Below are 12656 nucleotides of genomic sequence, written 5' to 3'. Positions count from 1 at the left end.
GAATCCTGGCCTGGACCCTGGCCTAGACCAAGGCCAAGACAGGGGAATTTTCTGGGCATCGCCCAACCCTGGCGCCTGCTGCCTGCTCTCGCGGCGTGGCCCGCGCTACATCCTCCACCGCTTCAGAACTTTGTGTGATGGACCGAAACGATCCTTTTCTGCTCGACCACGACCAGCTCGCGGCCCTGTCTTCGTCCGAGACCCTGCGCCAGGCGGTGGGCTATGCCAACGACCACCGGGTGACTGAGCAAGTCCGCGACGGCAATCAGCTCAGTGGCGAGGTCGAGGATGAGGCCGACGACGCGCTCTTCTGTGTCGAGCTGACCCTGGATGCCGGGGGACGCTTGCGCGCGGTCTGCGATTGCGACGCCACGCGCGAGACCCGGGGTGAGGCCCAGGGTGAGACCGGCGATGCGGGTGACAAGCCAGGCAAGCTGTGCGTCCATGCGCTAGCCCTGCTGATCGATCACGCCAAACAGCCAGCCGATGGTCAGCTGGTGCGCGATGCCCAGCTGGCCGCGCTCGAGGAGCGTATCGCGCGCGGGCGCGCCGAGGTGCAGGTTGTGCCGCTGTCGGCGGAGTTGCTTGACGAGGTGCCAGTTTATGGCACCTGGAGCGCTCGCTCGGTGCAATCGACCACCCATTTCCCGGTCAGCTATCGGGTGCACATCCGCTCGCTGAACGATCGCGCCAACTATTGCACCTGCCCGGATTTCGCCACCAACCAGCTCGGTACCTGCAAGCATATCGAGGCGGTGCTGCATCGCATTGATCGTCTGCATCCGCGCATTGACGCGCTCAAACGCCAATCCCCGCCGGTCGGTTATGTCTATCTCGACTGGGAGGCGGAGCGCGCGCCGCGCATTCGCCTGCATCGCGGTGCCAGTCCCGATCCGGCGCTCGAGCCGCTGCTGGATGACTATTTCGATGCCGCGGGTGATTTTCGCGGCCGCCCAGCGGAGGATTTTCCGCGCTTTGCCGCGCGCCTGGGCGAGCGCCCGGACTTGATCATAGGCGATGATGCCGCCGGCCATGCGAGGCGCCTGGCAGAGGACGCCAGTCGCGCGGTGCGCGCCCAGGCGATTGGCGAGCAGATTCGCGCCGGTGGTGGTCAGCTCCCCGGCGTGCGCGCCAGGCTCTATCCCTACCAGGTGGAAGGCGTGGCCTTTCTCGCCGGGCATGGGCGCGCGCTGCTGGCCGATGACATGGGTTTGGGCAAGACGCTTCAGGCCATTGCCGCTGCATACTGGCTGCATCGCCACGAGCAGGTCGAGCGGGTGCTGGTTGTCTGCCCGGCCTCGCTCAAGCTCCAGTGGGCGCGGGAGATCGAGAAATTCACCGGCTCGCGAGCACGCATCATCACTGGACCCGTGGTCACGCGGCAAGTACAGTATGGCGGCCAGCAGGGGTTTTTTGTCGTCAACTATGAGCTGGTCATGCGCGATCTCTCGGTCATCAATGAGCGTCTGCGCCCGGATCTGCTGATTCTTGACGAAGCCCAGCGCATCAAGAACTGGCGCACCAAGATCGCCTCGGCGGTCAAGCGCATCGGCTCACGCTACGCCTTTGTGTTGACAGGCACGCCGCTCGAAAACCGGCTGGAGGATCTCTACAGCCTGATGCAAGTGATCGACGCCCGGGTACTCGGCCCGCTGTGGCGCTACCTGGTGGACTTTCACATCACCGACGAGCGCGGCAAGGTGCTGGGCTATCGCAATCTCTCCGAGCTGCGCCGGCGGCTCAAATCGGTGATGCTGCGCCGCGACCGCACCTTGGTGCGCGATCAGCTCCCCGAGCGCATCGAAACGCGCGTCGACCTGGAGCTGACCCCGGCGCAGCAGGAAATTCACGACGAGGCAGTGGCCGCCGCCGGGCGCCTGGCCACCATCATGAAGCGCCGGCCGCTGACGCCCTCGGAGCAGAATCGCATGATGGCGGCACTGCAGCGCGCGCGCATGGCCTGCGATGCGGCCGAATTGGTGGATGAACACAGCGTCGGCTCGCCCAAGCTCGATGAGCTGGACACCATTCTGACCGAGCTGTGTGTGAATACAGGCCTGAAAGCCGTGGTTTTCTCCCAATGGGAGCGCATGACCGCGCTGGCCGAGCGTCGCGCCCGTGCTCTTGGCCTGGGCACGGTGCGCCTGCATGGCGGGGTGCCAACGCCCAAGCGCGGCGCGCTCATGGATGCCTTTCGCGAGGACGACGGCGTGCAGGTGTTCCTGTCGACCGATGCCGGCGGGGTGGGGCTGAATCTGCAAAACGCCGCCGTGCTGGTCAATCTCGACATCCCCTGGAATCCGGCGGTGCTCGATCAACGCATCGCCCGCATCCATCGCCTGGGGCAAACGCAGAAGGTGCAGATTCTGCTGCTGGTGGCGGCCAATTCCTACGAGGAACGGGTGCTGTCGCTGGTGCAGGGCAAGCGCCACCTGTTCGACAATGTGGTCGACCCGGATGCGACCGAGGAAGTGGTCGGCATCTCCAAGCGCCTGGCCGAGGTGCTGGCGGAGGATTTGGCCACCACGGCGGAGGCGGGACAGGGGGTGCGGCCAGAGACCGGGGCCGATCCGGGCGATCAGACGCCCGCGGAGACGGTGGAGTCGGCCCCCACGAGTTCGGCCCCAGGCGAGCGCGCCGTCGAGAATGCCCGGCACAGCGAGGCGGTGCGCCAGGCGGTGCTCGGCTTGCAACAGAGTTTCGGTATTCGCATCGAGCGCATTCTCGGCACCCGGGTGCGCCAGGGCCAGTCCGGCGGTCTGCTGCTGGTGCTCGATCAGGTCAGCGCCGAGGATGACCGCCTGGCCGCCGAGCAGGCCGGCGAGATTCCCATTGCCCTGATCGACAAGCGCACCCTGGCGAGTCTGAATCGTCTTGGTGAAGCCTCGCCCGTGGCCGACAGCGAGCCGCTCTACCAAACCCCGCCCCAGTCTCAACCCAAGGCCGCCAGTGCGCGCCTGGTCAAGCGCGCCAGCGACAACCTGGAGGCCGCGACCGTGCTGGCCGACCATGGCCGCATGGCCACGGCCATGGAGCTGCTGCTGAAATCCCTGCTGGCCGCGGCCAGCTTGCGCGCCGGCCTGGAAGAAGCCCCGACAGCGCAAACCGCCGGCATCTGGCTGCACACCGAGGTGCTGCCGAGTGGCGCGCTGTCCGCCGCCGAGGGCGCCCTGCTGACCCGCGCGCTGGCACTCGCGCACGGCGGTGATGCCCTGCCGCCGGCGCTATTCGCGGAGTTGATGGCCGAGACGCGGCTTTTTGTGCGGCAGGCGACGGGAACCCAGGTTCCCTAGAGGCCAAGCGCCTCGACTGGTCCCATGCCCGCGCGCAGAATCTCGGGTGTCGCGCCGGTCATGTCCACCACGGTGGTCGGCTCGGTGCCGCAGAAGCCACCGTCGATGATTAAATCCACACAATGCCCAAGCGTCTCGCGCATCTCGAAGGGGTCGGTTAGGGGATCAGTGTCCTCGGGCAGGATGAGCGTGGTACTCAGAATGGGCTCATCGAGCGCGCCCAGCAGGGCGCGGCAGATAGGCGTGTCCGGCACCCGGATACCAATGGCCTTGCGCTTGGGGTGCAGTAGGCGACGCGGCACCTGCTTGGTGGCCTGGTAAACAAAGGTGTAGGGGCCGGGCGTCAGGGACTTGAGCAGCCGGTAGTCCTGATTATCAATGCGCGCATAGGTGGCGATGTCGGACAGGTCGCGGCATACCAGGGTGAAATTGTGCTTGTCATCCAGCCGGCGGATGCGACGAATGCGCTCCATGGCCGTCTTGTCGCCGATATGACAGCCAAGCGCATAGCAGGTATCCGTGGGGTAGATGACCACGCCCCCGTTGCGAAAAATCTCCGCCGCCCGCTCAACCAGGCGCGGCTGGGGGTTATCAGGGTGAAGATCGAAGAACTGCGCCATTGTGGTTTGGGTGCCAGTATGGAATGCCGATTTGAGCAATGGGCCAATCCTGCCAGATGGGCGTGCAGCCCTCCGGCAGCTTTGGCAGCCGGCCAAGCTCAATCCATGGTTGCTCCGGACCGTGAAAGTCCGAACCGGCCGAGGCCAGCAGTCCCTGCTCGCGCGCATGGCGGGCAAAGACAAAATACTCATCGCGGCTGTGGCTGCCGGAGATGACCTCGATCCCGGTGCCGCCAGCGGCCTTGAACTCAGTGATCAGGCGCAAAAGCTTGGAGCGCGTCAGACCATAGCGGGCCGGGTGGGCAATCACCGCCTGACCACCAGCGGCGCGAATCCAGCCGACCGCATCCGCCAGTTCTGCCCATTGGCCGCGCACATGCCCGGGTTTGCCTTTGACCAAAAAATGCTTGAACACCCCGCGCACGTCATCCGCGGCACCGCGAGCGACCAGAAAGCGCGCGAAATGCGTGCGTCCGATCAACCGGCCATTGGACAGGGCCTTGGCGCCTTCGAAGGCGCCGGCATAGCCGGCTTTGTCCAAGCGTCGGCCAATCTCCTCGGCACGCCAGTGGCGAAAGCCGCGCAGGTCTTCAAGGCCGGCATTCAATGTTGGATTCCTGGGGTCAACGCCCAGTCCCAGAATATGAACCGTCTGGTTCTGCCAGGTCACCGAAATCTCAACGCCAGGCACCAGCCGCAGGTTGCAGTCGGCTGCCGCGCCCTGGGCTTCGGCAATGCCGGCCAGTGTGTCGTGATCCGTGAGCGCCAGGATGGGAACCTGTGCCGCGGCCGCGCGTCGCACCAGTTGGGTCGGTGTCAGGGTGCCATCGGAGGCGGTGGAATGGGTGTGAAGATCAGGTGAATTGCACATGGAGTCAAGTCTAACCGATTTGCTCGGGTTTTGATCCGGTTGGTCGCCACGCGCTTGCGTTCAAGATCCCCATGCTTCAAACCAGAATCGGGTTTCAGTCCGAAATGACAGATGTATCTTAAGATAGAATGCGCCATGCGATGGAGCTTGCGGACGCTCGGCAGGCGTAGGCACGCCGCCAACATCGATCAGCTTGCACAGCCTCCCGGAAACTAGCTTTTATGAAATTTTTCACCGATCTTCTCCCGGTCATTCTGTTCTTCATCGCCTACAAACTCTCTGGCATCTATATCGCTACCCTGGTGGCCATCGCGGCCGCGGCCGCGCAGGTGGGCTGGTCGCGATGGCGCCATGGGCGGGTGGAAAAGATGCATCTGATCACTCTGGGGCTGCTATTGCTCTTTGGCGGTTTAACCCTGGCGCTGCGCGACCCGATTTTTGTCATGTGGAAGCCTACGATCATCAACTGGCTGTTTGCCGGCGTCTTTCTCGGCAGCTTCTGGGTGGGCCACAAGCCTCTGACGGAGCGCATGATGGGGCTGGCGGTGCATGCACCGGGGGCCATCTGGCGGCGGCTCAACTGGGCCTGGGTTGGGTTTTTCTTTGTATCTGGTTTGGCCAATCTTTATGTCATCTACGTTGGCAGCGGCTTTTTTGCCGCTCAACAGGCGCTGATCGCAGCCAGTGGCATGCCGGAGATGGATCTTACTCATTGCGCGACCTCTTTCACCGGCGAGCTGCTGACACTGTGCGAAAGCGCACGGACAAGCGAGGCGATTTGGGTCAACTTCAAGCTGTTCGGTATGATGGGGTTGACGCTGGCCTTTGTGATTGCGCAGTCTTTTTACTTAATGCGTCACGTGCAGGCGGTCGAGCCTGGTAGTTGTCCGCTTGAGGCCAGGTCGACAACGGATGCCACTGATGCAACTGCTGCAGCCAGACAGAGCCGCGAGTCTTCACCCAGAACCGGGCAGCCGCGAGATCTTGCCTGAGTGCTCGATTGTTACAAAACCGTCATCCTCGGAGTTCAGCTGTTTTGCTATACGTTATCATTGCTCGGGATCATACCGAGAGCCTGACGGCCCGTCGCGGCGCGCGCCCGGCCCATCTCGAGCGTTTGCAAGCCTTGCAGGCCGAGGGACGTTTGGTCCTGGCTGGGCCGCATCCGGTGGTTGATGCGGCCGATCCAGGCGAGGCAGGGTTTAGCGGCTCACTGGTGGTGGCCGAGTTCGCCGATCTCGCCGCCGCGCAGGCCTGGGCTGACCAGGACCCTTATGTCTCGGCTGGTGTTTATCAGCAGGTCGAGGTCAAACCCTTTGTGAAAGTGCTGCCCGCCTGAGAAGCACTGCCGTATTGCTTGCACAAGCCTCTTGGCTTGAAAACGCCTTCAGCCCGGGCTTGCACCCAGCGATAGCCTATTTCGCTCGAAGTTTCATCACTTTAATATGGATCAACCCTATGAATCAGACACAAGAAAGACTGTTCAAACCCTCCTCCTCCCGCGCCGCCGTTGGGCTGGGCGTGATGATGCTGGGGAGCATGCTGCTGGTCACGGGTCCAGCCCTGGCTGAAAACGAGCAAAATCCGGTGGCGGATCCTTCCACGCTGATTGCCACTGTGAACGGCGTTGGATATCCGCTTGACGTATTTCGTGTCTTTTACAGCGAGCGATTGCAAGGCAATGAAAACACGCCGCAGATGCAGGAGCGCGCATTCAATGAGTTTTTGAATCTCATCGTCGCATCCCAGCAGGCGGAAAAGGACAATCTCGAGGCCGAACGCGAAGTCCAGGCCGCGCTTGAACTGCGTCGCATGGCCATTTTGTCATCGGCCGCCATGCAGAAATTTGGCAATCAGGCCGAGACAAGCGAGGAAGATCTCAAGCAAGCCTATGACAACTTTGTCAAGCAGGCGAAGGCGACCGAATACAAAGCGCGCCACATCCTGCTCGACGATGAGGCCAAGGCCAAGGACATCATCAAGCAACTCAAGAAGAAAAAGGGCAACAACTTCCAAGAGCTCGCCAAGGAGAACTCGCTTGGCCCCACCGCCGAGAAAGGCGGTGATCTTGGCTGGTTCAACTCGCGTCAGATGGTTGAACCCTTCGCGAAGGCAGTCGGTGAGATGAAGATCGGTAGCTTCACCACCGAGCCAGTCCAGACTGAATTTGGCTGGCATGTGATTCTGCTCGAGGAAACCCGCGAGGCCGAGATCCCCAGCTTCGAGGAAGTGAAACCCCAGCTTGAAGTTGCGCTAAAACGCCAACAGGTGCTCGATCAACTCAACGCACTGCGCGAGCAAGCCAAGGTTGAGCTGAACGAAGATGTCGTCAAGATGAAGGAAGGAGCCACGGCGCCGGGTGAGGCCGCGACCAAGTAGGAGCGTCCTGCATCCCCGGCTGAACTGACCCAAGAGATAGCTTCCACGCTTAAGCGTGGAAGCCAGGCAACGCTATCCTAAGGACTCGGATTCGGCTGACTCCGATGCACGGACTCAATGTCCGCGATGATCTCAGCGCTTAAGTTGATGTCCGCCGAGGCAATGTTAGCCTTGAGCTGGTCCATGGTGGTGGCACCGATAATGTTGGCGGTCAGGAATGGCCGGCTGTTGACCCAGGCCAGGGCCATCTGTGCCGGGTCGAGTCCATGGCGCCGTGCGATTCCAACATAGTCGGCGGTGGCTTTTTCCGCCTGGGCGTTGGAGTAGCGGTCAAAGCGCGAGAACAGCGTGACGCGGGCACCGGCTGGCCGCGCGCCATTCAGATACTTGCCACTGAGCACGCCAAAGCCGAGCGGCGAGTACGCGAGCAGGCCACAGTCCTCGCGCATGGCAATCTCGGCCAGGCCAATTTCAAAGGTGCGGTTGAGCAGACTGTAGGGGTTCTGGATGCTGACCATGCGCGGCAAACCATGCTGCTCGGCCAGCTTGAGCATGGTCATGGCGCCCCAGGGCGTTTCGTTCGATAGGCCAACATGGCGGATTTTTCCAGCCTTGACCAACTCGTCCAGGGCTTGGAGCGTCTCGAGCAGCGGCACGCTCTTGTCCTCTGCTGGTGGCTCGTAGCCCAGCTTGCCGAAATAATTGGTCTCACGATCTGGCCAATGCAACTGATAGAGATCAAGGTAGTCGGTTCGCAGCCGCTTGAGGCTGTCATCCAGGGCCTGCTGGATGTTGGCGCGGTCAAGTCGTGCCTGGCCGTGGCGGATGTGAGGAATCCAGTCAGCCGCCCCCGCGACCTTGCTCGCCAGAATCACCTTGTCACGCAGTTTGCGCTTGGCGAGCCAATTGCCGATGTAGGTTTCTGTCAGGCCCTGGGTTTCACCGCGCGGCGGCACCGGGTAGAGTTCGGCGGTGTCGATAAAGTTCACGCCTTGGTCAAGCGCATAGTCGAGCTGCTCGAAGGCCTCGGCTTCGGTGTTCTGCTCGCCAAAAGTCATGGTGCCAAGGCAAATTTCGCTCACGCGAATGTCGGTGCGGCCAAGTGGCAGATAGCGCATCTGTGCTCCTGGTTGGTAGGGGTGTTGTGGTCACCGTTGTTGACCTCGCAGTCCGGCGACCAAGACAGGCTAGAGTGCTAGCTCAGTCATTGTGGCAAAGAGCTGCGTCCTCAAGGGGCTGCCGCATCAAACACGGGTCGGCCGCCTAGCAGGGTCAGTCTTGGCGCGCCGCGCATACTTTGGCCAAGAAAGGGGGTGTTTTTACCCTGGCTGCGCATTCGCTCAGGGGTTAGTTTCCAGCGCTCATTCGGGGCGAGCAGGCAGAGATCGGCCGCAACGCCTGGCTGGATGCGGCCATAGGGCAAACCGAGGATCGCGGCGGCATGGCAGGTGACGCAGGCCAGAGCGGAGGGCAGCGGGAGCAAGCCTTCGTCAACCAAGCGCAACGTGAGCGGCAGCAGGGTTTCGAGTGCCGAGATGCCGGGCGCGGCCTGGGGGAAGGTGTCCAGCTTGGCGTCGGCCTCGTGCGGTTGATGATCGGAACAGATGGCGCTGATAACCCCGGCGGCGATTGCCGCGCGCAGCGCCTGGCGGTCGGCCTCGGTGCGCAGCGGCGGCAGCACCAAGGCGTTGGCATCGAAGGGGTCAAGGTCGTCTTCGGTCAGGAACAACTGATGCGCGCTGACATCGGCGGTGACTTGTACGCCACGCGCGCGCGCCTCGGCCAGCATCTCGGTGGCACGCGCGGTGGACAGGCCACGAAAGTGAATCCGGGCGCCTGTCTGCTCGGCCAAGGCCAAATCACGGGCGACGGCGACCGTCTCGGCGGCCGCGGGGATGCCCGGCAGGCCCAGACGGGTACTGATGCGGCCCTCATGCACCAGACCGCCCTCGGAAAGAGATGCATTGGCCGGATGCAGAAAGCAGGTCAGATCGAAGGTGGCGGCATATTCCAACGCCCGACGCTGCACCCGCGCGCTGCGGATGGGGCGGTCGGCGTGGCTCAGCACCGGGCATCCGGCGCGCGCGAGGGCGGCCATTTCGCTGATCTGCTCGCCGGCCAGGCCTTGTGTCAGGCTGCCAGCCGGCAGCACCCGGGCAAAGCCCTGTTGCTCGGCGGTCTGGCGAATGAGTTGCGCCACTGCCGGGGTGTCCACCACGGGCAAGGTGTCGGGCGGGCAGCACAGGGTGGTGATGCCGGCGCTGGCGGCAGCCCGGGTCTCACTGCGAATGGTGGCTTTTTGCTCAAGGCCAGGCTGGCGCAGGCGTGCGCATAGATCAACCAGGCCGGGAATGGCAAGCAGGCCACCGGCATCGATCAGCTCCTCGGCGCGAAAATCCGCTGGCGGTGGCCCGATCGCGAGCACTTTACCCTCGGCCAGATGCAGATCGACTACTTGGTTAAAGCCGCTGGCCGGGTCGATCACGCGCGCGCCCAGGATGGACAGGCGTGGCACGGCCAGATGTGAAATGGACGGGCGTCGCGGCTGTTGGTCTGGGGTCTCAGTCACGCGCGGCCTCCCGCTCGGGGCTTTGGCCGGCGCTATGCTGAGCGCCAATGCAGGTGGACATAATCGCCATGCGCACCGCCAGACCATTGCTGACTTGCTCAAGAATCACCGAGCGCGGCCCGTCGGCAACCTCGGAGTCCATCTCGACCCCGCGATTGATCGGCCCTGGATGCATCACGATGGCGTCGGGCTTGGCGCTGGCGAGACGCTTTTCGGTCAGGCCGAAAAGATAAAAATATTCATGCTCGCTCGGCAGAAAACCGCCGGTCATGCGCTCGCGCTGCAAGCGCAGCATGATGATCACATCGCAGTCGGTCACGCCCTCGCGCAGGTCGTGGCAGACGCGCACTCCAAGAGCCTCGGGCGCGCAGGCTGGAATCAGGGTACGCGGTGCGATGACGCGTACCTCGGCGGCGCCCAGGGTATTGAGCGCGCTGATCTGTGAGCGGGCGACACGCGAATGCAGAATATCCCCGACGATGGCCACCTTGAGCCCGGCGATCTCGCCCTTATGGCGGCGAATGGTGAACATATCCAGCATGCTCTGGGTGGGATGGGAATGACAGCCATCCCCGGCGTTGATCACGCTGACATGAGGCGCGGCATGGCGGGCGATGAAATGGGCCGCGCCGCTGTCGCTGTGCCGCACCACGAACATATCCACGTGCATTGCCTCGAGGTTGCGCAAGGTGTCGAGCAGAGTCTCGCCCTTGGCGGTGGCCGAGGTGCTGATATTGAGATTGAGCACATCGGCTGAGAGCCGCTTGGCGGCCAGCTCGAAGGTGGTGCGGGTGCGGGTGCTGTTTTCGAAAAACAGATTGGCAATAATCTTGCCGCGACACAGGGGCACTTTCTTGACCGGTGCTCGGGCGACGCTGAGAAAGCCCTCCGCGCGGTCGAGTATGTCTGTCAACAGGGCACGATCAAGGCCGTCGATGGTGAGAAAATGGCGCAAATGGCCTTGGGCGTCGAGTTGCGGGTTCGCGACAAAGGCAGAGGGGTCCACGGACGACGCCTGGAGCTGCTTGATGGCGCTCGCGCTGGCCAGTGGGCTGCTGCTCATCAGGGTTGATCCTTGGGAGCCGCGCGTTGCTCGAGTCGAAGCGGCTCGGGCCCGCTGAGTTTAATATGGTTGCCGTGCGCGAGCTCGGCGTGTAGTCCGACGACATCCGGATTGATCGGCAGTTCGCGCCCGTCGCGCTCGGCGAGAATGGCCAGCAGTACCTGCGATGGCCGGCCATAGTCAAAGAGCACATTGAGCGCGGCACGGATGGTGCGCCCAGACTGGAGCACGTCATCGACTAGAATCACCGCGCGGTCATCGACCGCCACTGGCAGTTCCGACGGATGCACCTGGGGGTGCAGGCCGATGCGGGTGAAATCATCCCGATAGAAGGAAATATCCAAAAATCCCAGGGGTTCTTCAAGACCCAGTAACTGGTGCAGCCGCTCGGCCACCCAGACGCCGCCGGTGTGGATGCCGACCATCAGGGGGCGGTCAATGCCGCGTTCCTGGCACCGGGTTTGCAGATCCCGAGCCATGGTAGCCATGATGGTTTCGAGTTGCTCGGCATTTTGCCAGATGTCGCCGTCAGTCATGGTTGTGGTCCTCGCGTTGCACAAGCTGCTCGCCCAGCCAGGTTTCCAGAATCAGCTTGGCCGCCACGGCGTCAACCTGGTCGTCGCGGTTGTCAAAGCGCCCACCCAGTTCGTCGCGCGCGGCGCGGCTGGTCAGGCGCTCGTCAACTAGATGCACCTCCAAGCCAAAGCGTCCCTGGAGTTGTCGGGCAAAGCGACGGACCAGGGGTGTCCAGTCTTCCTCGGTGTCATCCATGCGGATGGGCAGCCCAAGCACGGCGGCACTCGGCTGCCAGTCGCGTACTAAAGTCTCAATGCCAGCCCAGTCAGGCTTGTTATGGCGGCTGCGCAGGGTGGCGAGCGGCCTGGCCGTGCCGGTCAGGGTCTGGCCGACGGCGATGCCGATCTTGCGCGGACCAAAATCAAAGCCAAACAAGGTGGTTGGCGTTGTCAATCTGAGGGCAACCTTGAGTCAAGCTGAGGAAAATCAGGCTTAAAATAGGTGCGGGCTGGGGCGCATTGGTCACAATCAGGCGTGTCCCGCCTCACCAATCAGCAGGTTGATATCGATGCCAATGAGTTGTGCCGCCGCCTGCAGGCGAGCAGATGCCGGGCGCCTGAACAGTGTCTCGTTGTCAGCTGGGCCGCTGAGCCAGGCGTTGGCGCTCAGCTCCTCCTCAAGCTGACCACTGGTCCAGCCGGCATAGCCCAAAGCGACCAGACATAGCTCGGGACCCTTGCCGCTGGCAATGGCCTCGAGCACATCGCGCGAGGTGGTAACGCGGAGATCGGGTGTGACGCTCAGAGTGGAGTCAAAGGTCTCTGGTCCGGAGTGGATAACAAAGCCGCGGTCGGTTTGCACCGGACCGCCCAGATAGACGATTTGATTGGAGATCTCGGGCCGTTGCGGCTCAATGTCGAGCTGCTCCAGCACATCGCCAAGCCGCAGATCCATCGGGCGGTTGATGACAATGCCCATGGCGCCTTGCGCGCTATGTTCGCAAATATAGGTGACTGTTCGCGAAAAATTCGGATCTTGCAGACCCGGCATCGCGATCAGGAAATGGTTGGTCAGCGAGGTGGATAAGCTCATGGGGAGAATAGTATCCCGAGCCAGAGGGCGCTAGGCAAGTGTCTTTGACAGGCACCCGCGCCGTTGCAATTATTCACTGTTTTGGCACCAGCACTCGGCACCGCTCTTAGTGCCGGATCTTAGCAGACGCGCACCTCAATAGCAGTCATCAGCCAAGCAAATCCTCTGAGGTTGCGAATGCTGCTCTGCAAACGAAATACCGCTAGGTCGCCTCGGCAAAATCGATCAAGCACACGCGGCCCTTTGCTTTCAA

At 62.7% G+C, this 12656-nt stretch carries 12 protein-coding genes; 4 read left to right on the top strand and 8 right to left on the bottom strand.

Annotated elements, in window-relative coordinates; genetic code table 11:
* Positions 1-137 precede the first annotated feature (137 nt).
* Positions 138-3293, top strand: coding sequence for a DEAD/DEAH box helicase (locus tag Thiowin_RS01410; RefSeq protein ID WP_328985971.1), 3156 nt, complete (start codon positions 138-140; stop codon positions 3291-3293).
* Here the strand turns inward: Thiowin_RS01410 and Thiowin_RS01405 are convergent.
* Positions 3290-3913 (bottom strand): L-threonylcarbamoyladenylate synthase, encoded by a 624-nt coding sequence (locus Thiowin_RS01405; RefSeq protein WP_328985970.1) that lies wholly within the window; start codon positions 3911-3913, stop codon positions 3290-3292. The two genes, Thiowin_RS01410 and Thiowin_RS01405, sit on opposite strands and share 4 nt — an antisense overlap.
* Positions 3885-4784 carry a PHP domain-containing protein gene (locus tag Thiowin_RS01400; protein WP_328985969.1) on the bottom strand — a complete coding sequence of 300 codons (900 nt, stop codon included), beginning with the start codon at positions 4782-4784 and terminating at the stop codon, positions 3885-3887. The genes Thiowin_RS01405 and Thiowin_RS01400 overlap by 29 nt, the downstream gene beginning before the upstream one ends.
* Positions 4785-5005: 221 nt before the next feature.
* Between Thiowin_RS01400 and Thiowin_RS01395 the strand changes: the two genes are divergently transcribed.
* The 3 genes from Thiowin_RS01395 to Thiowin_RS01385 all read left to right on the top strand — a co-directional run bounded on the left by Thiowin_RS01395 (position 5006) and on the right by Thiowin_RS01385 (position 7163).
* Entirely contained in the window at positions 5006-5776 is a 771-nt protein-coding gene (locus tag Thiowin_RS01395; RefSeq protein WP_328985968.1) for an inner membrane-spanning protein YciB, read from the top strand.
* A gap of 44 nt (positions 5777-5820) precedes the next feature.
* The gene (locus tag Thiowin_RS01390; RefSeq protein WP_328985967.1) at positions 5821-6123 is read left to right on the top strand and encodes a YciI family protein; all 303 of its coding nucleotides are present in this window, start codon (positions 5821-5823) and stop codon (positions 6121-6123) included.
* 119 nt (positions 6124-6242) lie between these two features.
* Positions 6243-7163: a peptidylprolyl isomerase gene (locus tag Thiowin_RS01385; RefSeq protein WP_328985966.1), complete on the top strand. Its 921-nt coding sequence runs from the start codon at positions 6243-6245 to the stop codon at positions 7161-7163.
* A gap of 77 nt (positions 7164-7240) precedes the next feature.
* Here Thiowin_RS01385 and Thiowin_RS01380 read toward each other — a convergent pair whose 3' ends face one another.
* From Thiowin_RS01380 to Thiowin_RS01355, 6 genes are all read right to left on the bottom strand, one after another.
* Positions 7241-8281: an NADP(H)-dependent aldo-keto reductase gene (locus Thiowin_RS01380; RefSeq protein WP_328985965.1), complete on the bottom strand. Its 1041-nt coding sequence runs from the start codon at positions 8279-8281 to the stop codon at positions 7241-7243.
* 110 nt (positions 8282-8391) lie between these two features.
* Entirely contained in the window at positions 8392-9732 is a 1341-nt protein-coding gene (locus Thiowin_RS01375) for a dihydroorotase (RefSeq protein WP_328985964.1), read from the bottom strand.
* Positions 9725-10795, bottom strand: coding sequence for an aspartate carbamoyltransferase catalytic subunit (locus tag Thiowin_RS01370; protein ID WP_328985963.1), 1071 nt, complete (start codon positions 10793-10795; stop codon positions 9725-9727). Before Thiowin_RS01370 ends, Thiowin_RS01375 begins: the two co-directional genes overlap by 8 nt.
* The gene (gene pyrR, locus Thiowin_RS01365; RefSeq protein WP_328985962.1) at positions 10795-11331 is read right to left on the bottom strand and encodes a bifunctional pyr operon transcriptional regulator/uracil phosphoribosyltransferase PyrR; all 537 of its coding nucleotides are present in this window, start codon (positions 11329-11331) and stop codon (positions 10795-10797) included. The genes Thiowin_RS01370 and pyrR overlap by 1 nt, the downstream gene beginning before the upstream one ends.
* The gene (ruvX, locus tag Thiowin_RS01360) at positions 11324-11764 is read right to left on the bottom strand and encodes a Holliday junction resolvase RuvX (protein ID WP_328985961.1); all 441 of its coding nucleotides are present in this window, start codon (positions 11762-11764) and stop codon (positions 11324-11326) included. The genes pyrR and ruvX overlap by 8 nt, the downstream gene beginning before the upstream one ends.
* Before the next feature lie 75 nt (positions 11765-11839).
* Entirely contained in the window at positions 11840-12403 is a 564-nt protein-coding gene (locus Thiowin_RS01355; RefSeq protein WP_328985960.1) for a YqgE/AlgH family protein, read from the bottom strand.
* Between the last annotated feature and the right edge of the window lie 253 nt (positions 12404-12656).

Origin of the sequence: Thiorhodovibrio winogradskyi, from assembly GCF_036208045.1 — a bacterium.
Taxonomy (GTDB): Bacteria; Pseudomonadota; Gammaproteobacteria; order Chromatiales; family Chromatiaceae; genus Thiorhodovibrio; species Thiorhodovibrio winogradskyi.
Note: the sequence above shows the minus strand (reverse complement) of the source record. Positions and strands in the feature narration are given on the sequence as shown.